The following is a 26209-nucleotide window of genomic DNA, read 5'->3' as shown; positions in this document are numbered from 1 at the left end:
AAATGATCATACAACCGTTACGGAATTTTCGAGAAAAACTAGGCCGACTCTACCTACCGTTACTGATGTTGCTTTTCTTTGTTTTTTCCATTGGCATCATGTTTACCAGTGTAAAACAAAACAATGTCGACTACAGTGAAGGACAAGTTGCGGAAGAAAATATCCGTGCCAACAAGACGATTGAAAACACAACGGCTACTGAACAAAAACGAACATTAGCTGCTGAAGCTGTGTCGCCGGAATACACCTATCAAGACGATTTGGCGCAAGTGCAGCATGAGCGGATCAATCATTTGTTTGAATTGATCGATACAGTCAACAAGACGGTCAATACGAAATATGAAGCGGCGGTCAAAGCAGCGAGTGAAAATGAAAATGTTCCTAAACCAGACACGGAAGAATACATTGCGACTCTGAAAAAAGAGTTTGAAAAAATGAGTGATGAAGAGCTTGATTTTTATCAAGCATTGACCAACAATTTTTTGACGATCTTATTTTCATTAACTAGCGACCAGCTGGAGACTGTGAAAAAAGATGCACTACAATTAGTCGACGAACAAATGGCTAAGCAGATTCGTCAATCTGAATTGAGCACTTTTCGATCTGAAGCGGAAGAAAAAATTCAGTTTTTAGATGTCACTTCGGAAATGGCTACTGCGTTACGCTTTTTAGTCAATCAAGGAATCGTCATCAATGATTTTCCGAATGAGAAGCGCACGGAAGAAGCACGACAAGCGGCCAAAGATGCTGTTCAGCCAGTTATGATTTATCAAGGGGAGATCATCGTTCGAGAAGGCTCTCAGATTGATTCTAACGCATTAGAAAAGCTGCAGCTGCTTGGTTTGACCAGTCAAACCTTCTCGGTGTTCCCGCTGATTGCATTAGTCTTTACAGCGGCATTACAAATGCTGATGCTCTTTTATTACACACGACAAACAAAAGATGAAGACAAACGGATGAATGCCGTGACCTTTTACGTCATTGCCATGTTGTTCAGTATCTTGCTGATGAAGTTTTTCCAAATCTTCCAATCGGAACTGATCACTTTTATCCCGCTGTTCTTTCCAGCAGCCTTTACGCCATTGATTTTGAATATCTTTTCCAGTCGGCGTCTTGGAATTTTAGCTGCGATGTTTCAAGTGATCAATGCGATTTTCATCTATTTTGATTCTAGTGGTACCAATATGCTGACCACGGTTCTAGTGACTTATCTGTTCTCCGGATTGATGGGAACGATGATCAAAAGAGAGCGAATCGCGGATCAAGGACGAACCGCTATCATGTGGGTCATTGTCTTTCCTTTCCTATTAAGCGTCATGCTAGTGATTTTCCAAGGGATGGACTTTGCCAAAGGCAATACTTGGACGACGATCATTTGCGCGTTGGCAGGTTCACTGCTTAGTTATCTACTGACCATCGGATTGCATCAATTTATTGAACTATTAGTATCTGACAATAGTATGATCGTTTTAAATGAGTTAAGTAATCCCAATCATCCGCTGTTGAAGCAGTTATTGGAAGAAGCGCCGGGCACCTATCACCATAGTATGATGGTGGCGAATCTAAGTGCCAATGCCGTCGCAGAGATTGGTGGTCAAAGCCTACTGACACGAGTGGCTTGTTACTATCATGATATCGGTAAATTGAAACATGCGAATTTCTTTGTGGAAAATTTACCGGCAGGTGCCGAAAATCCCCATAACTTTTTGCTACCCGAGGATAGTAAGCAGATCATTTTCGGTCATGTAATCGATGGGGCGATTCTTTTAGAGAATGAGAAAATGCCTCAAATGGTGGTGGATATTTGCCGTCAACACCATGGGACGACATTGATGCGGTATTTCTATGTCAAAGCGAAAGAACGTGATCCAGAAGTGACAGAAGCGGATTTCCGCTATCCTGGACCAAAACCTCAAACCCGCGAAGCTGGCGTGGTTAGTATCGCGGATAGTTGTGAAGCGGCTGTAAGAGCAATGGATAATCCTACAGATCAAAAAATCAGAGAATTTGTTTCAAACTTGATCAATGATCGCATTCTCGACGGACAGTTAGACGAATCAGGATTGACATTGCATGAGATTCGGGTCATTGAAAAGTCTCTCGTCAATGGCTTATGTAGTACCTTCCATTCACGAATCAAATATCCGAAAATGAAGTCAGAAGCGGAAAAAATGAAAGAAGAACAAGAAAGAAGAGATCGGTAATGGAAATTGCTTTTTTAGATGAAACAAATACAGTGAGTCAAGAAAAAATCAGTGAGATCGATGAGTTGCTGCAATATGCCGCTGATTATTTGAAATTGCCGGAGGATACCGAAATGTCGGTGACCTTTATGGACAATGCGGCGATTCAAATCATTAATCGCGATTATCGGGACAAAGACCAACCAACTGATGTCATCAGTTTTGCATTAGAAGAAGAAACTGAAGAAGAGTTACCGATCATTTTTGATGAAGAAATGCCTGCGATGCCCCGTAATCTGGGGGACATCATGATTTCAGTGGAACGAGCAAAAGAACAAGCCAGTGAATACGGCCATAGCTATGACCGCGAGTTAGGTTTTCTCGCACTTCATGGGTTTTTGCATATCAACGGCTATGACCACATGACCCCAGAAGATGAAAAAGAGATGTTCGGATTGCAAAAGGAAATATTGGATGCCTATGGACTCAAAAGATAAGAATACTGAAAAAAACAAGCAGTTCATCACATCGATCGAATTTGCCTTTACCGGAATCAAAACTGTTTTTGATGAAGAACGAAATATGCGCAAACATGTCCTTTTAGGAATTGTTGCCATCATTGTCGGCTTCATTTTTAAACTGAATCAAATGGAATGGCTTTGGTTGTTGCTATCTGTATTTTTGGTTTGGATCGTTGAGATTACCAATACTGTTTTTGAAAATGTTGTTGATATGTTTACCGACTTCCATTTCCATCCGATTGGCAAAAAGATCAAAGATATGGCAGCAGGAGCAGTATTAATGACCGCTGTTTTTGCTTTAGTCGTTGCAGCAATCATTTTTATACCCAAAATTTTACAGTTCTTTTAGAACAGTTAGACACAGAGGAGATCACCTATGACAACACACAAATCAGGTTTTGCAGCCATTGTTGGCCGTCCTAACGTTGGAAAATCAACATTACTTAATCGCGTAGTCGGTCAAAAAATTGCTATCATGAGCGATAAAGCTCAAACGACTCGCAACAAAATCCAAGGTGTTTATACAACACCGGATGCCCAAATCGTTTTTATTGATACCCCAGGAATCCATAAACCAAAACATCGTTTAGGTGATTATATGGTTGAAACAGCCTATAGTGCCTTGCGAGAAGTGGACGTCACATTGTTTATGATCAGTGCCGATCAAAAACGGGGCAAAGGGGATGACTTCATCATTGAACGGCTGCGTAAAAATGAAACGCCGGTCTATCTTGTCATCAATAAAATCGATAAAGTTCATCCAGATGAACTTTTAGCAATCATCGAAGATTATGCGGCTCAAATGGATTTTGCTGAGATCGTACCAATTTCGGCCACAGAAGGCAACAACTTCGAGACATTGATGAAGCTAGTGATTGATCAAATGCCGGAAGGACCTCAGTATTTTCCAGAAGATCAAATCACAGACCATCCAGAATACTTCATTGTTTCCGAATTGGTGCGGGAAAAAGTTTTGTTATTGACCAGAGATGAAGTGCCTCATTCCGTCGCTGTGGTTGTCGACTCAATGAAGCGGGATGAAAATGACAAAGTGCATATTCAAGCAACGATTATCGTTGAGCGGGATAGTCAGAAAGGAATCATCATCGGTAAAGGTGGTAAAATGCTGAAACAAATCGGTACGAAAGCGCGATTAGATATCGAACATTTGTTAGATGACAAAGTATACTTGGAATTGTGGGTCAAAGTTCAAAAAGACTGGCGAGACAAACAAACCTTTTTGACCGATTACGGCTATCGGAATGACGATTACTAAGCCGGTTTAAAAAAGCTGTAAATTTTGATGATAAAAAAGAAGCTGGAGCAAGCGAAGATGATCGAGCTGCTTCAGCTTTCTTGTTTAGAAAGGAGCGTTGTTTGTGAATTTGGTTGAAACGAAAGGAATCTTGTTATTTACTCGAGACCATAAAGAAAAAGACAAGCTTGTCAAAATATTCACGGAATCCGCAGGAAAACAGATGTTTTATGTAAAAGGCGCCCATCGCAAAAACAATCCCTTAGCGCCAGCATTGCTCTCGTACACGGAAGCTGTTTATATTGGAAATATCCGTTCAGAAGGCTTATCTTTTTTGAATAATGCCAAAGATATCCACTCTTTTCGCAAAATTCAAGAAGATATTTTTCTCGCGGGCTACGCGACCTATTTATTGAATTTGGCTGACGCAGCAATCGATGATCGTGTCTATGATCCAAATCTTTATCATTTTTTACATGAAGCATTGCAGTTGATGGATACCGACAACGATGCAGAAATCATCACCAATATTTTTGAGATCCAACTGTTGCAACGATTTGGCGTTTCACCGATATGGACCCATTGTGCAGTTTGCGGACAAACAGAAGGCCGCTTTGATTATTCATCAAAGTATAATGGTGTGCTGTGTGAAAAGCATTGGTCATTAGATGATCACCGGTATCACGGAGATCCAAGAGCGATTCATTTTATTCGTTTATTCGCCCAAATCTCCTATGAACAGATTGCATCGATCAAATTAAAACCAGAGACCAAGCAAAGGATTCGACAGGTCATTGATCTACTGTACGATGAATACGTAGGATTAAATCTGAAAAGCAAAAAATTCATTGACCAAATGGGGCAATGGCAAGACGTTCTAAAACCGAAAGATCAGCGATAAAGTTGGCGAAACTTCTTAGGAGTGGTGCCAACTTTTTTTTTGAAAAGTGCGGTAAAGTGACTGGCGTCTTGGATCCCTACTGAAAAGGCCACCTCTTGAATATCCAGATGAGGTTCACCTACTAATAACTCCTTGGCCCGATTCAAACGATAATTCAGCAAAAATTGGGAGGTGGACTGTCCTAAAAAACGCTGAAAGAGTCGCGACAAATACTGCGGTGTCACAAAAATCTTTTCTGCTAGTTCTGTGACTGTTATCGGTTGGGGATAGTTGGTTTCGATTTCTTGTAGTACAGGTGCGATATAGCGTTGATACAAATGATGTTTTTCATTGGCATCCGCATTTTGTTGCTGCATCAATGCCAAAAGAAAATGGTAGCAGCTGCTGGAAGAACTTAATGGATCTAACGACTTTTCTTGATCGTCGCAGATTCGCTGATTGATCCACTCGCTATAAGAAAACAACGGGCTATCTTGCCCAATCAAATAGCGGTTTCCGCTAAATGGCTTCAGTAATTCTTGCACTAGCTCTCCTTGGAGCGTCACGAAATTCGTCTGCCAGTCACCATGAGGATGGTAACGATGGGGGATGAATGGCAAAATCAAAATGCCGGTTCCCGGAGTTAAGACAAAGGATTGATCATTAAAAAGAACGGTTCCTTGACCAGCAGTCGTCTGGAGCCAATGGTAGTAGGGATAACCAGTTGGTCGGACGACTTCTTCTTGTGACCACTGATTCCCGATACTTTCGATGCTGATGGGTAGTCGGGGATTGCTTTGATAAAAATAGATGGGCATAGCTTTCTCCTTGTTTCGAATTATTATAGAATTGTGGCATTCTTATTATACTACATTTTTTTGAAAAGCCTTACAATAATAACTATCAATTAGAAGAAGGAGCATCTATCATGAAAAAAGTTTTTGATCGATTCTTATTTGGGGGGGATTATAACCCTAATCAATGGCCGCAGGAAGTCTGGCAAGAAGATATGCGGATTTTTAGAAACGCCCATATCAATAGTGCAACGATTAATGTCTTTTCTTGGGCCAAAATCCAGCCTTCGGAGCATGAGTATTATTTTGAGGAACTAGACGACATCATTGATATGCTGAGTAAAGAAGGGGTTGACATTGTGTTAGCAACCTCGACGGCGGCGTTACCGGCATGGATGTTCAAGCGTTATCCAGAAGTTGCCCGAACAGACTATGAAGGACGCCATCATAAGTTTGGTCAGCGGCACAATGCCTGTCCTAACAGCTTAGTGTATCAAAAATATGCCCAACGGCTTGCTGGGAAATTGGCACAGCGTTATGGAGATAATCCACAAGTTACGTGTTGGCACGTCAACAATGAATATGGAGGAGAATGCTACTGCGAAAACTGTGAGAAAGCTTTTCGCGTTTGGTTAAAAGATAAATACCAAACGATCGACGCATTGAATAAAGCGTGGAACCTAGAATTTTGGGGACATACCATTTATGAATGGGATGAAATCGTTCTGCCAAATGCACTTTCTGAGGGTATCGGTACTGAAAAAACGGCATTTGCGGGAATTTCAATCGATTATCGTCGGTTCAATTCGGATAGTCTTTTAGAAAACTTTAAGTTAGAAAGGGACGCTATTCGTCAGTTTGATAGTCAAACACCCATTACCACAAATTTGATGGGAACTTTTAAAGGTCTTGATTATTTCAAATGGGCAAAAGAAATGGATCTTGTCTCTTGGGATAATTATCCTTCGTATAATACACCTTGGAGTTTTGTTGCAATGACCCATGACTTGATGCGAGGCTTAAAGCAAGCCCCCTTTATGTTGATGGAACAAACGCCTTCTCAGCAAAACTGGCAACCCTATAATTCATTGAAAAAACCTGGCCAAATGCGCGCGCAAAGCTATCAGACCATCGCCCATGGTGCTGACACGATCCAGTTCTTTCAACTTCGCCGCTCTATTGGTGCTTGTGAGAAATTCCATGGTGCGGTGATTGAACATGTTGGACATGAAGATACTCGGGTATTCCGTGAAACAGCAGCACTTGGAGAAGAATTGACCCGCTTGAGTGAAGTGATTGGCAGCGAGAACAAAGCCGAGGTTGGCGTTCTCTTTGACTGGGACAATTACTGGGCCTTGGAATATACCAGCGGTCCGACGGTGGATTTGACCTATGTGCAACAGATCCATCAGTATTATCGCTATTTCTATGAAAAAAATATCGCAACGGACCTTGTGCCAGTAGATGGAGACTTTAGTAAATACAAGGTGTTAGTCGCGCCAGTCTTATATATGGTAAAAGAAGGAATGCAAGCAGCGCTGGAAGATTTTGTCAAACAAGGGGGCACATTGATTACGACTTATATGAGCGGCATCGTTGACCAATCTGACAATGTTCATTTAGGAGGATACCCTGGACCATTGCGAGATTTGGCGGGAGTTTGGGTAGAAGAAATCGATGCACTAGCACCCGAACAGACCAATGGGGTTAAATTGAAGGATGGCCCTCAAGGAAACAGCAATCTAGTAAGTGAAATCATCCATTTGGAAACAGCTGAAGCAATAGCGGAATACACCAGTAATTTTTATGCTGGTTCTCCAGCAGTGACCAAAAATCAATTTGGAGCAGGATCAGTTTACTATATCGGTACCCAACTTGAAAAAGAGTTATTGGATCTGGTTCTTGATGAAGCAGCCAATAAACTCAACTCGACAGTAATCGATGAAAAGACTGCTTTGGAAATCAGTTGTCGCTATACAGAAGATGCGGTTTATTCTTTCATCATCAATTTCCGCGAACAAGAAGAAAAGGTACCGACACAATTTGTCGGAAAGCAAGACCTATTGTCTGGTAAACAATTGACGGAAGATACCATCTTAGAACAGTACGGTGTCTACGTGATCAAGGAAGGAATTGAATCATGACTTCTTTTGCGATCAAAGATGAATTTTATTTAGATGAACAACCCATGAAAATTATCTCTGGCTCGATTCATTATTTTCGGGTCGTACCGGCATATTGGCAGGATCGCTTAGAAAAATTACGTTTGATGGGTTGTAATACAGTCGAAACGTATGTGCCCTGGAATATGCATGAACCGCAAGAAGGAACCTTTGATTTTCAGGATCAGCTGGATTTGCGGCATTTTATTCAACTTGCTCAGGAAGTAGGGCTTTATGTGATTCTTCGCCCAGCACCTTATATTTGTGCGGAATGGGAATTCGGGGGCCTACCTTATTGGCTGTTAAAAGATCCCTTCATGAAGATCCGTTTTGACTATCTGCCGTTTATGGAAAAAATCGCCCGCTATTTTGAACAGCTTTTTGCACAAGTAGTTGATTTGCAGATCACTCAAGGGGGACCAATCTTGATGATGCAAGTGGAAAATGAGTATGGCAGTTATGCCAACGATAAGAATTACTTGCGTAAATCTGCTGCATTGATGCGTAAAAATGGGGTGGAAGTGCCGCTATTTACGTCAGATGGTCCTTGGCTGGATATGTTAGAGAACGGTTCGATCAAGGACATCGCGTTGCCAACCATTAACTGTGGTTCAGGTATCAAGGAGAATTTTAAGAAGCTGCGAGAATTTCACGGTAAGAAACAACCGTTAATGGTCATGGAATTTTGGATCGGCTGGTTTGATGCATGGGGAGATGACAAGCACCATACCACATCGGTAACCGACGCTGCTAATGAATTGCGGGACTGCTTAGAAGCTGGCTCCGTCAATATTTATATGTTCCATGGTGGCACGAACTTTGGCTTTATGAATGGTGCCAACTATTATGAGAAATTATCGCCTGATGTGACTAGCTATGACTATGATGCGTTGCTGACGGAATGGGGCGATGTGACACCTAAATACCAGGCATTTCAAAAAATAATTGGTGAAATAGCAGAGCTACCCGAGTTTCCATTGACTACAAAAATCACGAAACGGGCTTATGGTAGTTGGGAAGTTAGTCAGCGAGTTTCTCTTTTTGAGACATTAGCTGCCATCAGTCAACCAGTCAACAATAATTATCCCTTGACGATGGAACAATTAGACCAAGGGACCGGCTATGTCTATTACCGTTCGCAGATTGGTGCTCCTCGTGTGATTGAAGATTATCGACTGATCCATTGTCAAGATCGTGCCCATACGTTTATCAATGATCAGCTGCAATTTATCCAATATGATCAGGAAATCGGACAGAAGAAAACCTTCACCTTGACAGCGGAATCAAATGAATTAGGGATCTTGGTTGAGAATATGGGACGGGTCAATTACTCTGTCCATATGAATCATCAATATAAAGGCATCAAGGATGGGGTGATCGTCAACGGTGCTTTCCAAAGCGAATGGGAGATCTACAGTTTACCAATGAATAATCTTGATCGAGTCGATTTTTCCGGCAACTGGCAAATGGGTCAACCTAGTTTCTCCAAAGTGAACTTTCGAGTTGACCAGCCTGGGGATACATTTTTGGAACTTCCTGGCTGGGGCAAAGGATTTGTAGTAATCAATGGGCATAATATCGGTCGGTTCTGGGAGAAAGGACCGCAAAAACGCTTGTACGTACCGGCTCCTTATCTGCGAGAAGGAGAAAACGAAGTCGTGATCTTTGAAAGTGACGGTCAAGTGTCAGATACGATCATTTTCCACGACCAGCCTGACTTGGGCCCTAATTGATTGCTTTTGTATTTTTTTGATTGACAAAGCCCCTATACAGCTACTATGATAAGGATAATCAAATAAATACGTTGATCGGAAAAAAGAAAGAAGCCAGAGTCATTCAGCGAACTTGGGATAGTGGAAGCCAAGTTGAGTCCTTTTTTCGCAGGCATCCGGGAGTATAAGTCAATGAAGCTGCCGAGTAATCGGAAGTAGGGTGGAACCGCGAGAATATCGTCCCTATATCTATGCGCAAGTATAGGTATAGGGATTTTTGTTGTGAAGCGAGGATGAAATTCTTCTCAATGCAATGGCAGAATTTTCGTAAAAAAGAGGAGAAACAAAGGCTTTGAATCAGCCTCCGGTTATCTTCTTTTGTTTCACAAGGAAATCGCAGCCTTTTGCGGTAGAATCAATGAGCAAGAAAAGGAGGGAACCGTCATGCCATTTGATATGACAATCGCTGCATCAGAATTCAAAGAAAAGAAATTAAAAGTCTTAGCAAGTATTCCATTGCAGATTTTGGTTAAAGAAGATGATCAAGTACTCAAAGAATTAACCACCACACCAGAACAAATGCTGTATGATTTGTCAGATGTTTTAACGGATGATTGTATTGTGGAAGTCAAATTGATTCCAGGATATGTGGTTGAGTTTTACCCAGTAGTCAATGCGTTGTAAGAAAGGAAGAATAAGATGAGTAAATTAACCGTTCAAGAAATGATCTTGACTTTACAAAAGTTCTGGTCTGACAACGGCTGTATGCTGATGCAGGCGTATGATACAGAAAAAGGGGCAGGAACCATGAGTCCGTATACTTTTTTACGTGCGATTGGACCGGAGCCTTGGAATGCCGCTTATGTTGAACCTTCTCGTCGTCCAGCGGATGGTCGTTATGGCGAAAACCCTAACCGTTTGTATCAACACCATCAATTTCAAGTGGTGATGAAACCTTCTCCTGAAAATATCCAAGAATTATACCTTGAAAGTTTGCGTTTGTTGGGAATCGATCCTTTGGAACATGATATTCGTTTTGTCGAAGATAACTGGGAAAATCCTTCAATGGGTTGTGCCGGTCTAGGATGGGAAGTTTGGCTAGACGGCATGGAGATCACTCAATTTACTTACTTCCAACAAGTGGGAGGATTGGCCTGCAAACCAGTGACTTCAGAGATCACTTATGGCTTGGAACGCTTGGCTTCTTATATTCAAGAAGTTGAAAGTGTCTATGATTTGGAATGGTCGGCAGGGGTCAAATACGGTGAGATTTTCCGTCAGCCTGAATTTGAACATTCAAAATATTCCTTTGAAGTCAGCGATCAAGAGTTATTGTTAAGCAATTTTGATCGATTCGAAGCAGAAGCAAAACGCTGTATCGATGAAAACCTCGTTCATCCTGCGTATGATTACATTTTAAAATGCAGCCATACTTTCAACCTGTTAGACGCTCGGGGTGCTGTTTCAGTTACCGAACGTGCTGGATATTTGGCTCGTATCCGTAATTTAGCAAGACAAGTTGCCAAGTTATTTGTCGCTGAACGAGAAAAACTAGGTTATCCATTATTAGCGCCAGAAGAAGCGGAAAAATTGATTGCGGGAGGGAAATAAAATGGCACAAAACCTATTATTAGAAATCGGTTTAGAGGAAATGCCCGCACATGTTGTCACGCCAAGTATGAAACAGCTGCAACAAAAAACGGCGGAGTTTTTGACGGATCATGCATTGCAATTTACTTCGATCGAAGCTTATTCCACGCCTCGACGTTTAGCTGTCTATGTGACTGGGATTCCGGAAAAGCAAGCTGATTCTCAAGAAGAAGTCAAAGGACCTGCCAAGAAAATTGCGTTGGATGCCGATGGCAATTGGACAAAAGCAGCCCAAGGGTTCGTTCGAGGACAAGGATTGACCACAGATGCGATCACATTTAAAGAATTAAATGGCGTAGAATATGTTTATGTTACAAAACATACTCAAGGTAAACCAGCACTTGACGTGTTAACCGGCTTAAAAGAAGTCATTACAAGTCTGACTTTCCCAGTTACGATGCATTGGGCAGACTATGACTTTGAATATATCCGACCTATCCACTGGATCGTAGCATTGTTTGGCGCTGAAGTCGTCCCATTTACAATTCTAGACGTGAAAACAGATCGGAAATCTCGGGGACATCGTTTCCTTGGCGAAGAAGTTACTTTTGAAACGGCGGATGACTATTTGAGTCAAATGGATGCTCAATTTGTCATTGCTGATCCTTCTAGACGACGCCAATTGATCGTGGATCAGATTGAGACCATTGCGAAAGAAAACAACTGGCGGATCGATCTTGATGAAGACCTTTTAGAAGAAGTCAACAACTTAGTAGAATACCCGACTGCTTTTGTCGGTGACTTTGATGAGAAATATCTTTCAGTTCCTGAAGAAGTTTTAGTCACTTCAATGAAGGAACATCAGCGCTATTTTGATGTGCGTACACCGGAAGGCGTTTTGTTACCTCATTTCATTTCAGCTAGAAACGGCGATCGGGTAAAAATCGATAATGTTGTCAAAGGGAATCAAAAAGTATTGACGGCACGTCTGGAAGACGCTGAATTCTTTTACAATGAAGATAAAAAGCTAACCATCGAACAATGTGTAGAAAAGTTGAAGCAAGTGACTTTCCACGAAAAAATCGGCAGCTTATATGAAAAAATGCAGCGTGTGGCAACGATTGCCCAAATCATTGGCGAAACTGTCGGATTATCAGAAGCTGAAAAAACAGAACTGAAACGTGCTTCAGAAATCTACAAATTTGATTTGGTCACAAATATGGTTGGCGAGTTTCCGGAACTTCAAGGTGTGATGGGAGAAAAATATGCCCTCTTACAGGGAGAAACACCACAAGTTGCTCAAGCCATTCGTGAACATTATATGCCGATTTCTGCAGAAGGTGCTTTACCGGAATCAACCATTGGTGCGGTTTTGGCCATCGCTGATAAATTGGACAGTTTAATGGCTTTCTTTGCAGTTGGTATGATTCCAAGCGGATCAAATGATCCTTACGCATTGCGCCGGCAAACATATGGTATCATCCGCATCATCACGGAGAAACGCTGGTACTTCCCATTTGCTCACTTGCAAGAAAAAATTCGTGCAGCAATCAATGAACATCCAGCAATCTATGGTATTGAGTTAAGTGATGGACAAGAGCAGGTCATGGATTTTGTTGATGGACGTCTTCGTCAATTTTTAGCAACAAAAAACATTCGTCACGATGTGATCGAAGCGGTGATCAACTCGCGCCAAGGCGATATCAGTCTTTTATTTGAAGCTGCTGAAATGCTAAGAGCCCATTTGAATGATTCTGATTTCAAACCATCAATGGAAGCTTTGACACGGGTCATTAATCTTGCGAAAAAAGCAGATCTTGAACACCAACAAATCAATCCTGAGTTGTTTGAAAACGAGTCGGAAAAAGCCCTTTATGAGGCTGTGATCGCCATTGAAGATAAGTTTTCACAACAAACGATGGAAGAAAACTACCAAAGTTTAGTGTCACTGAAACCATTGATCGAAGCCTATTTTGATCAGACAATGGTCATGGTAGATGACGAGGCAATACGTCGCAATCGATTTGCGTTATTGGACAAGATCGCCAAAATGAGTTTGGCGGTAGCTAGTCTCGATGCATTGATCACTAAATAGTATTCGGAAACAAGTAATCCTAAAAATACCCTAACAGACCTCTTCGAGCAAACGAAGCCTGTTAGGGCTATTTTTTATATACGCGTTAATTTAACGACGACTTCACAACGAGCAGTTTGTGGAAACATATCGACAGACTGCAAATACTCAACTTTGAAGACGGAAGCCAGTTTGACCAAGTCTCGAGCCAACGTTGAAACATTACAGGAGATATAAACCATTTTCTTGGGTGGCTGAGCAACCAATGCTTGCAGCAAGTGATCGTCTAATCCAGTTCGAGGAGGATCAACGACAATACCATCTGGTCTAAACCCAGCTGCAAACCACTTAGGAAGTAACTCTTCAGCAGTTCCTGTTTCATAATGGGTATTGTCTGCTTGGATTCGGCGGGCATTTTCTTTGGCATTCTCGATAGCTTGGGGAATGATATCCATCCCGCGGACTTCTTTGGCATGTTTTGCAAGACTAAGACCAATCGTTCCAACACCACAATAGGCATCAACCACAGTTTCATTTTTTGACAAAGCCAATGCTTTGATGGCTTCGTCATAGAGGACGCTTGTTTGTTGCGGGTTCAGTTGGAAGAAGGCGCGAGGAGAAAGATCAAATGTCAATTCCTGTAACCGTTCTTCGATCGCTTCTTTCCCCCAGAGATGAAGGGTTTCATCTCCCATAATCACCGAGGTCTTTTTATTTTGGACATTTTGCATGATGGACACCACTTGGGGCATCCGTTGATTGATTTCTCGAATCAACGCATTTTTCTGTGGCAGTTTAATGGAATTCGTAATGAAAACCACTTGGACCTCCCCGGTGGCTCTACCCACACGAACCATTAAAGTCCTTAGAATCCCGCTGTTTTTTCTTTCATCATAGATTGGGATCTGGTATTTGTTCAGCAACTGTACCAGGCCATTGATCACATCTTGGGTGGCTTTTTCTTGAACGAGGCAATCATCGATGGCCACTAAACGATGAGAGTCCATTTCGTAAAGCCCGGCTTCGATCCGTTTTGCTTTGGCGTCATACCGAAGCTGAAACTGCGCTTTGTTGCGATAGTGCCATGGTTCTTTCATACCGATCGTCTCTTTTAAGACATAATTCTGATAACCTTTAGGCTTGAATTTGATTAATGCTTGTTTGAGCAAGTCTTTTTTAAAGTCAAGTTGCTTGTCGTATACAAGATGCTGTAGTTGACAGCCTCCGCAACGATCGTAAAATTTACAGGGAGGGGTAATGCGGTCACTGCTTTTTTTGATAATTTTGGTCATTTTTGCTTCCGCAAATCTTGGAGTTGCTTTGGTCACTTCTGCAATCACTTGTTCTCCGGGAAGGACTCGTGGAACGAAGACGATCAATTTTTTATAATAACCGATTCCTTCTCCATTGATTCCTAAGCGTTTGATCGTCAGTTGTAGCTTTTGACCGTTTTTAAGTTGTACGTTTGCCATGATTGCTCCTTATTGATAAATTGTCTCCCTATTTTACCATACTTTTTATAGCTCTTTTGAAGGAATTTCCTCTTTTATGTGATAAACTAGAATATATGTTCGTGAGGTGAAGAAAATGATAACGATCACTCGTATCAGTAAGGGAAAAGGTCCCTTTTATGAAGTAGACTGTTCCAATGGCGAATCCTTGCGAGTCTCTGAGGATCTTCTGGTTCGTTTCCGCCTTTTAAAAGGGAAAGAAATAACGCCAGAAGAATTGGCTGAAATCAAGAAAAGTTCCGGTTTTGATGTCGGATTACAGCAAGCGATGAATTATATTAGTTATCAACTGCGTTCCGAAAAAGAAGTTCGTACCTATCTCAAAGACAAAGAAATCAGTTTAGAGGATCGTCATTTAGTAGTGGCGCGACTCAAAGAACTGAACTTGCTTGATGACCGATCCTATGGAGAAAGCTATTTGCGAACGCAAATCCGTTTAGGAGATAAAGGACCGTCTGTCATTAGTCAGCAATTGAAACAAAAAGGGCTCTCCGAAGAAGTGATTCAAGAAGTGATGCCGCTGTATACACAAGAACAGCAATTTGATGTTGGCTATCATACGGCCGAAAAAGCGCTGCGTCGTTTTCAAGGGAAAAGCCACAAAGAGATGATGCAGAAATTATCATTGCATCTGATGCAAAAAGGGTTTAGACAGCCAGTTATCCAATTAATTTTAGATGAACTGCCGACAGATAGAGACGACGAAGAAGAAAATGCCGCACTGCAAAAGGAAAGTCAACGGCTGTTACGAAGACATCAGCGGTTGCCTTTGAATAAAAGAAAAATGAAAATCAAACAAGGTCTTTACCAAAAAGGCTTCGCTATCGATGCGATCCAACAATTTTTAGATGAGGAAGTTATGGATGAATAAACAGTGGGAAAAGTGGTCAGAAGAGGACATTCGTTCCTTCCAAGACAAGTTTTTGAACTGGTACCACGATGAAAAAAGGAATCTCCCTTGGCGAGCAACCAATGATCCTTATGCAATCTGGATCTCAGAAATCATGCTGCAGCAAACAAGAGTGGACACTGTCATTGGCTATTATTACCGCTTTATGGAACAATTTCCGACCATCAAAGATTTAGCTGATGCCGAAGAACAAAAACTTTTGAAGGCATGGGAAGGATTAGGTTATTACTCTCGTGCCCGCAATTTAAAAGCTGCCGCTCAACAAATCATGGCTGAATTTGATGGAAAGATGCCGCAGGCCATCGCTGATATTCGTTCCTTGAAGGGAATTGGTCCTTACACCGCCGGGGCGATCGGCAGTATCGCTTTTGGGTTACCGGAACCTGCAATCGATGGTAATGTGATGCGTGTAGTTAGTCGCTTGTTTTGTATTGAGGCAGATATAGCTAAAGCGAGTTCTCGTGGTGTCTTCGATGAAGCGATGCGTACAATTATTTCTCATGATGAGCCAGGAGAATTCAATCAAGCTTTGATGGATCTTGGCTCGAGTATCTGTACCCCCACTTCGCCATTGTGCGAGGAGTGTCCACTGCAAGCCTATTGTTTAGCCTATCAGCAAGGAACACAGACCGATTTTCCTGTAAAATCAAAAAAAGCGAAACCAAAAGACGTGTATTACATTGCTGGTGCGATTGAAGACGATGGGCGCTTTTTATTGGTGCAGCGTCCAGAAACTGGATTGTTAGCTAAAATGTGGCATTTTCCGCTTTTGGAAGTGGATCAGGCAACCTATACGCAATTATTGGCTTATTGGCAGGATCAACAGTTAACATTGGATGCTGTTGCAGAAGAACCAGCTCCGATTTTCTCTGAATTTCCCGTCGTTTGGCAAAAAAGGCACCTCGGAGAGATCACCCATATCTTTAGTCATTTAAAATGGCATGTATTGCTTTTTTATGGTCGTAAACGGGCAGAATTCTCGGTAGAACACAGTCAATGGGCTACGTCAGAGGAATTTGATCAGTACGTCTTTCCAAAACCACAGTTAAAATTAGTCGAACAATTGAAGAAAAATCATAAAGTCGATAAACATTTCTAGGCAAAGGGTTCTTTTATTGCTATAATATTTACGATATCGGTGTAATGAACACCCAAACAAAACGCAAGTTTTCTTGCTGAGGGAAGGGTTGCTATGCGAGTTCCAAAAGAAGGAGAGTTTGTCAGCATCCAAAGCTACAAACATGACGGCAATTTGCATCGAACGTGGCGGGATACTATGGTCTTAAAGACAAGCGAATTCTCAATGATTGGCGTCAATGATCATACATTGGTGACTGAATCGGATGGAAGACGCTGGGTTACCCGTGAACCAGCTATTGTATATTTTCATAAAAAATACTGGTTTAATGTAATCGCAATGATCCGAGAAAAGGGGGTTTCCTATTATTGTAATCTCGCTTCACCGTATTTGCTTGATGAAGAGGCATTGAAGTATATCGACTATGACCTTGATATCAAAGTATTTCCTGATGGTGAGAAACGTTTACTAGACGTGGATGAATATGAGCTTCATAGTAAGATCATGCACTATCCGCAGGACATTGATTTTATTTTAAAAGAAAATGTCAAAATTTTAGTAGATTGGATCAATAATGGCAAAGGACCATTTTCTGAGGGGTATGTGGACATTTGGTATGATCGCTACAAGCAGTTGTCTCAGAAATAGCAAGGAGTAGTCGTAAAGGATCACTTCATTGTGCAAAAGACTCGACTTTTAAAGTCGAGTCTTTTTTTAACTTATTCGTATCTTCCAATCAATTAAAGGTCTTTGAATAGACCTTTTGAAAAAAATCTTTTGGTTATGACGGCACTTTTTTTTGGGAAAAACTCCAACAGGGGCTTTTCTATTGAAACCCGTTGATAGCTTACTGGTGCATTTCCCCGTAACTTGGACTGGATGGATCGAGGGGATATTGCTGCCAGCCCGATTTGCGTGACACTGTTTAGTCCTGCAAATTTTTACTCATTTTGATATGAGGCATATCTGCATCTAGGAATACTTCTCCTTCAGGCTGATAGCCCAGTGAAAGATAAAACCCTTTTGCAGTAAGTTGTGCTCCTAAAACAATCGTTTGATACCCTTGTTTTCGAGCAAAGTCTTCAGCTCCTTCAATCAAGATCCGACCTAATCCCTTTTTACGGTGAGCAGCGGGAACTGCCATACGCTGCAGTTTCAATGTTTGACCATCGATCGGCAGTAGCCGCAAAGTGGCAGTTGCTTCTTTTTGTTCATTATAGAGAACAAAATGCACCGCATTCGCTTCGTCTTGGTCAATCTCAAGACTCAAGGGCACGCCTTGTTCCTTAACGAAGACATCATTACGGATTTTCAGTGAATCAAGATAAATCTCACTCAAAGTATCTTTGGTTTGTGCTACATACATCAAATCAACCACCTCATTCATTTACTCAATTATTTTTTAAGTATACCATTTTTCTGAAAAGAAAAATGTCTTTTGCGGCTAAAGTCGCAAGCTTTTTTTGGGGAAATACACTATAATAGTCAAAAAAGGAGGGAATCATTTGTTCGACAAATTCAAACAATCAAAACTTTTCTTCTGGTCTTTAGAAATTTTAGTTCTTGCAACACTGGTTTTAGTCCTAAGCAAGATCAATTTCTTATTTGCACCGGTAGGAACATTTTTTTCAACATTATTTGCGCCAGTCTTGATTGCCGGATTTTTGTATTATCTACTAAATCCAATCGTCGTCTTTCTGATGAAAACGACCAAGATCAAAAGAATTTATGCAGTGATTTTAGTTTTGCTCTTATTGGTAGCAGCTATAGTCCTGACAATCGTGAGTGTGATTCCAAATCTGATTAACCAAATTTCACAACTTGCAGAAAATATTCCTACTTTTGCAAAAAACATGGAAATCTGGATTTCTAAATTAGCAGATGATCCGATGTTTAAACAGATCGACTTTGCGCAACAGCTTGAAAACCTTAATTTATCCTATGGATCATTGCTGCAGCAATTTTTGAGCGGTCTATCTACAAGCCTAGGATCCATCGTAGGAACGATTGCTTCTGCAACGATGATCATTATTACAGTACCATTCATCTTATTTTATATGTTGAAAGATGGCGAGAAACTTGTGCCAAATATTCAGTCGGTTTTGCCTGAAAAAAGACGAAAACAAATCATCGAGTTACTGGGTGACTTGAATAAAACATTGTCTAATTACATTAGTGGACAAGCGATTGAATGTATTTTTGTTGCCACCTTTACCTTTATCGGCTATTGGTTGGTAGGTGTTAATTACGCCTTTTTATTTGGTGTCATTGCAGGGATCACTAACTTGATTCCTTACTTAGGACCATATTTAGGGTTGGTTCCGGCAGTATTAGTCACGATCTTTGATGATCCGTTTCGCGCATTGCTCTGCTGTGTGGTTGTCCTAGTTGTTCAACAATTGGATGGAAACGTGATCTACCCGAATGTAATCGGCAAGTCGCTGGCGATTCATCCGCTAACCATCATTTTAGTGTTGTTAGTCGCAGGAAATATCGCCGGACTGTTAGGAATCTTCTTAGGCGTACCTTTCTATGCCATTTGTCGTACCATCGTGATTTTTATCGTTCATTTGATTCGCGACGATAAAAGTAAGAAAAATCAAGAGAAATTGATTGAGATGGATAACTGATGGTTTTTATTGCAAAGAAAAAAGCTTTATGATACGATTTTATCGTGGGTCTAACCCACGATTTTTTTTAGAAAATGAAAAAATAAGGAGAGAATGCTATTATGAATGCTGACCCCGAGAGTCAGTCGCTACTAGCGCAAATTTTACTATTGATCGTTTTGACATTGATCAATGCTTTCTTGGCTGCTTCAGAAATCGCGGTTGTTTCAGTTAATAAGAACCGTGTCGAACAAAAGGCTGAGGAAGGCAATGTCAAATCACAAAAATTATTAAAAATCATTGACAATCCCACCAACTTCTTGTCAACGATCCAAGTTGGGATTACATTGGTCAACATCTTATCAGGGGCCTCACTGGCAGATACACTTTCATCAGAATTAGCCCCAGTCTTAGGTGGTGGAGCTGCAGCGAAAAGCTTGGCGAACATCATCGTATTGGCGATTTTGACCTATGTTTCGATCGTATTTGGAGAATTGTATCCAAAACGAATTGCGATGAACAAATCCGAAGAAGTGGCTCAATTCACTTCAAGTGTCATCCGTGTAATCGGTACGATCGCGAAACCCTTTGTGTGGCTGCTTTCTGCTTCAACCAGTTTGTTAGCTCGCATCACACCAATGGATTTTGATGATGAAGATACGAAAATGACCCGGGATGAAATGCGGTATATGTTAGAAACAGAAGGTGTTTTTGAAGAAGATGAATTGGAAATGCTACAAGGAATCTTTTCTTTAGACACTAAAGTGGCTCGTGAAGTAATGGTGCCGCGAACTGCTGCATTTATGGTCGATATCAATGATTCAGTAGATGAAATTTTGACTGAAATTTTAGCGGAAAACTATTCTCGAATCCCAGTATATAATGAGGACAAGGACAAAGTCGTAGGTGTTTTGCATACCAAAACCCTGCTGAAATTTGCCTATAAAAATGGATTTGAAACATTAGATATCAAACAAATCCTACAAGAACCATTATTTGTACCTGAAACTGTTTTTATTGACGACTTACTCTATGAATTGAAAAAGACACAAAACCAGATGGCTATTCTATTAGACGAATACGGCGGTGTCGTTGGTCTGGTTACGTTGGAAGACCTCTTAGAAGAAATCGTTGGTGAGATTGATGATGAGTCGGATGAAGTAGAAGAATTGTATGAACAAGTATCTGAACATGAGTACATCATCCAAGGACGTATGCTGATCGACGACTTCAATGAAGCCTTCGATATGAGTTTGCACATGAGTGATGTTGATACGATGGCTGGGTATTTAATCACAGCATTAGGAGTAATCCCTGACGAAGGAGAGAAACTCTCCTTTAAAGTAGATAATGTCACATTGATCACAGAAGAAATAGAAGGTTCTCGCGTATTAAAAATTCGGGTTATTTTCCATGATCCTGAAGAAACTGCCGTTGAACCTGAAGAAGAAAGACGCTATTTCAAAAAAGATTTTGAAGAAGACGAACCTCGTCGCTAATAAAATGCTTGAAGCTTTGGCTTCAAGCATTTTTTTGTTGGAGAAATAATGTAACACAGTATTTGAAATAATGATACAGAATGGTGAGGAATAAAAAAACTTTTGTTTTTAAGCATATTTCTTGCTTTTTCTTATGATTAACGAGAGGATTAGAATGCGTCAAACAGAAATCACGATGAGGTGGGAATATGAGATTTTATCGAATGCAAAATAAGGATATTCGTATCAATCTGGCAACGGAGGAATATTTAATGAATAACGTAGATATTTCAGAACCGTGCCTACTGTTATACATACAAAAACCATGTGTTATAATTGGCAGAAATCAAAATGCTTATGAAGAAATAAATTTTGACTATTTACGAGAAAATGACATCGTTTTAACCCGCAGAACTTCCGGAGGTGGAGCAGTTTATGATGATCTAGGCAATTTGAGTTTTAGTTTTGTCACAGATAAAGATGCGACTCATTTTGGTGATTACCATGGTGCGACACAACCGATTTTAAAAGCATTGCAAAAGATGGGGGCAAAAGGGGTTGAAGTTCGAGGGAGAAATGATTTATTTGTTGAAGGAAAGAAATTCTCCGGCAATGCCATGTATACGAAAAATGGCCGAAGTTATTCCCACGGTACATTGATGTTCGATGTGGATTTAAGTATTTTAACAAAAGTATTGAACGTGCCCCAAGAAAAAATTGCTTCAAAAGCAACAAAATCCGTTCGTAAAAGTGTCACCAACATCAAGCCTTATCTTTCTGAGGAATATCAGCAGTTGTCGACGATGGAATTTCGTGATCAATTGCTCTGTCATATATATAATGTTGAGAATATTGAAGAAATTCATGAAAAAGAAATCGTTTTAACCGCTGAAGACCAACGGGCAATCGATCAGTTGTATCAAAGCCGTTATGCTAACGATCAATGGATTTATGGTGAAGCCCCTAATTATCAATGGACAAAGCGCAAACGTTTTGACAAGGTTGGCATCGTTGAGCTGCGCTTTTCAGTTTCCAAGGGTAAAATCACAGAAGCACAAATCACTGGGGATTTTTTTGGCGAAGAAGACATCCATGGTCTTGAAAAAGAGCTGATTGGTCTTCCTTATAATGAAGCATTGCGACATCATTTACAAGGTGTGAAAGTTGATAAATACATCCATCAACTGACAAATGATCAATTTGTGTCACTCCTTTTCAATTAAATCAACATTCTAGGAAAGTGAGGTGACGTACATGATTGAAGTAAAACAAGTTTCGCAAGTTTATCAAGCCACCGTCCTTGATCAGGTATCACTAACCATTCAAAACGAAATCGTTGGTATCGTTGGTAAAAGCGGTTCTGGTAAATCTACCTTACTGCGCCTGCTTAATCTGATTGAATCACCTTCTGCAGGCGAAATTGTGATTGATGGCGTCAGTACCGGGGGATTGACCAAGAAAATGAAGCGAAAAGTTCAGCAGGATATTGCGATGATTTTCCAACAATTTAATCTACTCCATAATTTGACGGTGTATGAAAATGTTTGTCTACCGTTAAAATTAGCCGGAAAATCGCAGCAACCGGTGATGGACTTTTTAGATTTTGTCGGTATGTCTGACAAGGGCTCCATGTATCCTGCTTCCCTAAGCGGAGGAGAGAAACAACGAGTCGCCATTGCACGAGCATTGGTCAAAGAACCAAAAATTCTTTTGTGTGACGAACCCACAAGTGCATTGGATGAAGACACAAAAGGCGATGTTTTAGCATTGTTGCAAAAAATTCATAGCACATTCCATCCGGCCATCGTATTTGTTAGCCATGAATTATCAGCAGTACGCCAAATTTGTGAGCGCGTCTATGTGATGGAGCAAGGGAAAATCGTAGCAGAATTGCCTAATACGCCTCATCTTATGCAAAAAGAAACGCTAGATTATGTAGCTCGCGTGAAGAGGAGCTTGAATCATGACTCTAAGTGAAAGCATTTTGTACTATTCGCCGGAATTAGTACAGGCCTTGAAAGAAACCTTGATTATGATGGGTATTTCCATTTCTGCTGCTATTTTGATTGGCCTTCCAGTAGGCATCCTTTTGTTTATTAGTCGCGAAAGTGGTGGCAGAAACACCTTTTTGTACCAAGTGCTAAATTTATTGATTACAATCGTCCGATCATTTCCATACTTATTATTTGTCGTCGCCATGATTCCCGTCACTCGGTTTCTATTAGGCAGTTCTTTTGGCCCAATCCCCGCCAGCATTCCACTAAGCATCGTGGCAATTGTGGTTTACGCACGATTAGTTGAACAGGTACTGCTGGATGTTCCTGAAGATGTCGGATTATTGGCACGCTCATTAGGCGTCTCGACGTATCAATATGTTAAAGAATTTTTACTGGTGGAAGCACGAAGCGGTTTGATCTTGTCTTTGACTACGACGATTATCAGCATGGTTTCCTATTCAACTGTTATGGGAATTGTAGGTGGAGGAGGAATCGGTGATTTTGCCATTCGTTATGGGTATCAACGCTATGAATATGGTGTCATGTATTTTGCTATTATACTGATGATCATAGCTGTTTTTATCCTTCAATTATTAGGGAATAAGTTAGCAAAAAAAATGGATAAAAGAAAGTAGGAGTAAGAATGAAAAAAGGAATATTTCTTGGATTTGTACTAGCAGCAACACTTCTTGGGGCTTGTGGAACGAGCAATCAGTCGCAATCGGAGGATAAAGTGATCAAAGTCGCTTCTCAAACGACACCGATGACAGATGTTGTCAAAGTAGCAGCCGATGCGGTAGAAGATGGCTGGAAAATTGAATTGGTCCAAGTGAATGATAATATTCAATACAACGAGCTGTTGAATAATAAAGAAGTCGACGCAAACTTCGCACAGCATGAGCCTTATATGCAGCGGTATAACGAAGAAAAATCAGCGAATCTAGTGGCACTGGACAAAATTTATAATGCAAAAGTTGGTTTTTATTCAAAAGAGTACAAAAAAATTGAAGATATCCCTGATGGAACCAAAGTCGCTTTGCCAAACGATGTTTCCAATGAAGGACGAGCACTAGCCATTCTAGCTGAACAAGGTTTAATCGAATTAAAAGATGGCGTAGGGGTCAATGGAACGATCAAAGACATCACAGCCAATCCTAAAAATTTTGAATGGCTGTCTGTGGATCTATTAAATCTTGCAGAAGCCTACAATGAACCCAATGTTTCCCTTGTCTACAATTATCCAACCTACATCGCCAAAATTGGTCTAAAGCCTGACGATGCCTTGTTTTTAGAAAAAACGATTGATGACCGATTTGCAATTTCTTTGGTTGCTCGCAAAGACAACCAAGACTCAGAAAAAATCAAAGTCCTCCGCAAAGCGATGACCAGCGATAAAGTCAAAGAATTTTTGGAAAATGAGCACAGCGACACATTGCTTCCGGCTTTCTAGTTTGTTGTTTCAATCACTTTTGTTGCGTTTGAAGCAACAAAGACTCGAGTTTTCACTTAGTTTGCTCTCTAGTCTTTCCTTTGAATCTGAAGGCTAGAGAGTATTTGTCTGCAATTTTTCTTTTTTCCGCTCTTGATACATGATATACTGATTTGGTCAGAAATTCTTTGGTAGCTATCCAAAGAGTTCTAATTTCAAGGAATGGAGTAACTACATAACATGGAGAATCCAAATTTAAAACAACAAGTTGAAAGTCGTCGCACCTTTGCGATTATTTCTCACCCGGATGCTGGGAAAACAACGATCACGGAGCAATTACTCTTGTTCGGTGGCGCCATTCGTCAAGCAGGGACTGTTAAAGGAAAGAAAACCGGTAATTTTGCCAAATCAGACTGGATGGAAATCGAAAAGCAACGGGGAATTTCTGTCACTAGTTCGGTGATGCAATTTGATTATCAAGGAAAACGTGTGAACATCTTGGATACGCCTGGACATGAGGATTTCTCTGAAGATACATATCGGACATTGATGGCGGTCGATAGTGCCGTGATGGTTATTGACAGCGCCAAAGGGATCGAAGCACAAACGAAAAAGCTTTTCCAAGTCGTGAAAAAACGGGGAATCCCAATTTTTACCTTTATCAATAAATTAGACCGTGATGGTCGTGAACCTTTAGAACTTTTAGAAGAGTTGGAAGAGTTGCTTCAAATCGAGTCCTACCCGATGAATTGGCCAATCGGAATGGGAAAAGGACTTGAAGGTCTCTATGACATTCATAACCAACGAGTTGAAATTTACCGCCCAGAATCACATGGTGGCGAACGGTTGATTCCTTTTGATCAAAATGGCGAGATTCCTCAAGATCATCCCCTAAATCAAAACGGTGTCTACCAACAAGTGTTAGAAGAAGTGGAGTTACTGCAAGAAGCTGGAGATGCCTTTGACGAAGAGAAAATCGCTCGCGGGGATCAAACGCCTGTCTTCTTTGGCTCTGCATTAACTAACTTTGGTGTGCAAACTTTCTTGGAAACTTTTTTACAATATGCGCCAGCACCTTATGGACATAAAACGATGGCTGGTGACGAAATCAGTCCTTACGAACAAGAGCTATCTGGCTTCGTCTTCAAGATCCAAGCCAATATGAACCCCGCACACCGAGACCGCATTGCCTTTGTCCGCATCTGTTCCGGAACATTTGAACGGGGAATGGATGTGACCCTTGAGCGGACAGGTAAAAAAATGAAATTAAGTAATGTCACTCAATTCATGGCGGATACGCGAGAAAATATCGAGCAAGCTGTTGCCGGGGATATTATTGGGGTTTATGATACGGGAAATTATCAGATTGGTGATACCTTATATGAAGGAAAGTTAAAAGTTGCCTATGAAGAATTACCTTCATTTACACCAGAGCTTTTCATGAAAGTTACAGCCAAAAATGTCATGAAGCAAAAATCTTTCCACAAGGGCATCTATCAGTTAGTACAAGAAGGTGCCATTCAACTGTATAAAACCTATCTTAGTGACGAATATATTATCGGTGCGGTTGGTCAATTGCAGTTTGAAGTCTTCCAATATCGGATGCTGAATGAGTACAATGCAGAAGTGATCATGACGCCAATGGGACATAAAATTGCCCGCTGGATCGACCCGAAAGATTTAGATGAAAAAATGAGCTCAAGCCGTAACATTCTTGCCAAAGACCGTTTTGACCAGCCGTTGTTCTTGTTTGAAAATCAATTTGCAATGCGTTGGTTTGCCGACAAATATCCGGATGTGGAATTGAAGAGTTTGATGTAAAAATTCTTGCTAGGTTAAGTTTCATAAGGGATTTTAATTTGGTTTTTAACGGTAGGTAGAATGACATTGGAATAGACTGTAGAAAGTCCTTTTTTATCAAATTTGATAAAAAGGGGCTTTTTTGTATGGATCGGAATTATTTTAGAATTTTGTAGATATCGCTGTCAGTTTTTTAAAAAAACTATAAAAATGATAAAGATAAATT

Annotated in this window: 23 protein-coding genes; 20 read left to right on the top strand and 3 right to left on the bottom strand. The window is 40.8% G+C overall.

Annotated features, from left to right (window positions below; all coding sequences use genetic code 11):
* Positions 1–2 precede the first annotated feature (2 nt).
* The 5 genes from Q0A12_RS04635 to recO all read left to right on the top strand — a co-directional run bounded on the left by Q0A12_RS04635 (position 3) and on the right by recO (position 4860).
* Positions 3–2204, top strand: coding sequence for an HDIG domain-containing metalloprotein (locus Q0A12_RS04635; protein WP_291291500.1), 2202 nt, complete (start codon positions 3–5; stop codon positions 2202–2204).
* Complete coding sequence (ybeY, locus tag Q0A12_RS04630; RefSeq protein ID WP_291291499.1) at positions 2204–2680, top strand: rRNA maturation RNase YbeY; 477 nt, start codon at positions 2204–2206, stop codon at positions 2678–2680. Before Q0A12_RS04635 ends, ybeY begins: the two co-directional genes overlap by 1 nt.
* Positions 2664–3053, top strand: a complete 390-nt coding sequence (locus tag Q0A12_RS04625) for a diacylglycerol kinase family protein (RefSeq protein WP_291291525.1) — start codon at positions 2664–2666, stop codon at positions 3051–3053. The genes ybeY and Q0A12_RS04625 overlap by 17 nt, the downstream gene beginning before the upstream one ends.
* A gap of 27 nt (positions 3054–3080) precedes the next feature.
* On the top strand, positions 3081–3980 hold the full coding sequence (gene era, locus Q0A12_RS04620) for a GTPase Era (protein WP_291291498.1): 900 nt from the start codon (positions 3081–3083) through the stop codon (positions 3978–3980).
* A gap of 103 nt (positions 3981–4083) precedes the next feature.
* The gene (gene recO, locus Q0A12_RS04615) at positions 4084–4860 is read left to right on the top strand and encodes a DNA repair protein RecO (RefSeq protein ID WP_291291497.1); all 777 of its coding nucleotides are present in this window, start codon (positions 4084–4086) and stop codon (positions 4858–4860) included.
* Here the strand turns inward: recO and Q0A12_RS04610 are convergent.
* The gene (locus Q0A12_RS04610) at positions 4851–5657 is read right to left on the bottom strand and encodes an AraC family transcriptional regulator (protein ID WP_291291496.1); all 807 of its coding nucleotides are present in this window, start codon (positions 5655–5657) and stop codon (positions 4851–4853) included. The two genes, recO and Q0A12_RS04610, sit on opposite strands and share 10 nt — an antisense overlap.
* Before the next feature lie 110 nt (positions 5658–5767).
* On the opposite strand from Q0A12_RS04610, the gene Q0A12_RS04605 reads away from it, so the two are divergent.
* The 5 genes from Q0A12_RS04605 (at position 5768) to glyS (ending at position 13192) form a co-directional block, all read left to right on the top strand.
* On the top strand, positions 5768–7777 hold the full coding sequence (locus Q0A12_RS04605) for a beta-galactosidase (protein WP_291291495.1): 2010 nt from the start codon (positions 5768–5770) through the stop codon (positions 7775–7777).
* Positions 7774–9528 (top strand): beta-galactosidase family protein, encoded by a 1755-nt coding sequence (locus Q0A12_RS04600; protein ID WP_291291494.1) that lies wholly within the window; start codon positions 7774–7776, stop codon positions 9526–9528. The genes Q0A12_RS04605 and Q0A12_RS04600 overlap by 4 nt, the downstream gene beginning before the upstream one ends.
* Positions 9529–9951: 423 nt before the next feature.
* Positions 9952–10191, top strand: coding sequence for a hypothetical protein (locus tag Q0A12_RS04595; protein ID WP_291291493.1), 240 nt, complete (start codon positions 9952–9954; stop codon positions 10189–10191).
* Between the two features lie 15 nt (positions 10192–10206).
* Positions 10207–11118 carry a glycine--tRNA ligase subunit alpha gene (glyQ, locus tag Q0A12_RS04590; protein ID WP_291291492.1) on the top strand — a complete coding sequence of 304 codons (912 nt, stop codon included), beginning with the start codon at positions 10207–10209 and terminating at the stop codon, positions 11116–11118.
* Between the two features lies 1 nt (position 11119).
* Entirely contained in the window at positions 11120–13192 is a 2073-nt protein-coding gene (gene glyS / locus Q0A12_RS04585; protein WP_291291491.1) for a glycine--tRNA ligase subunit beta, read from the top strand.
* A 74-nt stretch (positions 13193–13266) separates the two neighbouring features.
* On the opposite strand, the gene rlmD is transcribed toward glyS, so the two are convergent.
* Positions 13267–14643, bottom strand: a complete 1377-nt coding sequence (rlmD, locus tag Q0A12_RS04580; RefSeq protein WP_291291490.1) for a 23S rRNA (uracil(1939)-C(5))-methyltransferase RlmD — start codon at positions 14641–14643, stop codon at positions 13267–13269.
* A 115-nt stretch (positions 14644–14758) separates the two neighbouring features.
* On the opposite strand from rlmD, the gene recX reads away from it, so the two are divergent.
* The 3 genes from recX to Q0A12_RS04565 all read left to right on the top strand — a co-directional run bounded on the left by recX (position 14759) and on the right by Q0A12_RS04565 (position 17318).
* A complete protein-coding gene (gene recX / locus Q0A12_RS04575; protein ID WP_291291489.1) occupies positions 14759–15553 on the top strand; it encodes a recombination regulator RecX in 795 nt (264 codons plus the stop codon).
* Positions 15546–16691 carry an A/G-specific adenine glycosylase gene (gene mutY / locus Q0A12_RS04570; protein WP_291291488.1) on the top strand — a complete coding sequence of 382 codons (1146 nt, stop codon included), beginning with the start codon at positions 15546–15548 and terminating at the stop codon, positions 16689–16691. Before recX ends, mutY begins: the two co-directional genes overlap by 8 nt.
* Before the next feature lie 93 nt (positions 16692–16784).
* Positions 16785–17318, top strand: a complete 534-nt coding sequence (locus tag Q0A12_RS04565; RefSeq protein ID WP_003126316.1) for a DUF402 domain-containing protein — start codon at positions 16785–16787, stop codon at positions 17316–17318.
* A gap of 277 nt (positions 17319–17595) precedes the next feature.
* Here Q0A12_RS04565 and Q0A12_RS04560 read toward each other — a convergent pair whose 3' ends face one another.
* Complete coding sequence (locus tag Q0A12_RS04560; RefSeq protein WP_291291487.1) at positions 17596–18036, bottom strand: GNAT family N-acetyltransferase; 441 nt, start codon at positions 18034–18036, stop codon at positions 17596–17598.
* A gap of 139 nt (positions 18037–18175) precedes the next feature.
* On the opposite strand from Q0A12_RS04560, the gene Q0A12_RS04555 reads away from it, so the two are divergent.
* The 7 genes from Q0A12_RS04555 to Q0A12_RS04525 all read left to right on the top strand — a co-directional run bounded on the left by Q0A12_RS04555 (position 18176) and on the right by Q0A12_RS04525 (position 26004).
* Positions 18176–19300: an AI-2E family transporter gene (locus Q0A12_RS04555; protein ID WP_291291486.1), complete on the top strand. Its 1125-nt coding sequence runs from the start codon at positions 18176–18178 to the stop codon at positions 19298–19300.
* A 101-nt stretch (positions 19301–19401) separates the two neighbouring features.
* Positions 19402–20778 (top strand): hemolysin family protein, encoded by a 1377-nt coding sequence (locus tag Q0A12_RS04550; protein ID WP_291291485.1) that lies wholly within the window; start codon positions 19402–19404, stop codon positions 20776–20778.
* 188 nt (positions 20779–20966) lie between these two features.
* Positions 20967–21980 (top strand): lipoate--protein ligase, encoded by a 1014-nt coding sequence (locus tag Q0A12_RS04545; RefSeq protein ID WP_291291484.1) that lies wholly within the window; start codon positions 20967–20969, stop codon positions 21978–21980.
* 31 nt (positions 21981–22011) lie between these two features.
* Positions 22012–22734: an ATP-binding cassette domain-containing protein gene (locus Q0A12_RS04540; RefSeq protein ID WP_291291483.1), complete on the top strand. Its 723-nt coding sequence runs from the start codon at positions 22012–22014 to the stop codon at positions 22732–22734.
* Positions 22721–23389, top strand: coding sequence for a methionine ABC transporter permease (locus Q0A12_RS04535; RefSeq protein WP_291291482.1), 669 nt, complete (start codon positions 22721–22723; stop codon positions 23387–23389). Before Q0A12_RS04540 ends, Q0A12_RS04535 begins: the two co-directional genes overlap by 14 nt.
* An 8-nt stretch (positions 23390–23397) precedes the next feature.
* Positions 23398–24204 (top strand): MetQ/NlpA family ABC transporter substrate-binding protein, encoded by an 807-nt coding sequence (locus Q0A12_RS04530; protein ID WP_291291481.1) that lies wholly within the window; start codon positions 23398–23400, stop codon positions 24202–24204.
* 219 nt (positions 24205–24423) lie between these two features.
* On the top strand, positions 24424–26004 hold the full coding sequence (locus tag Q0A12_RS04525) for a peptide chain release factor 3 (protein WP_291291480.1): 1581 nt from the start codon (positions 24424–24426) through the stop codon (positions 26002–26004).
* The last annotated feature ends 205 nt before the right edge of the window (positions 26005–26209 follow it).

It is taken from the genome of Enterococcus sp. (genome assembly GCF_022711995.1).
GTDB lineage: Bacteria > Bacillota > Bacilli > Lactobacillales > Enterococcaceae > Enterococcus_D.
This window is presented reverse-complemented; position numbering and strand designations above follow the sequence as displayed.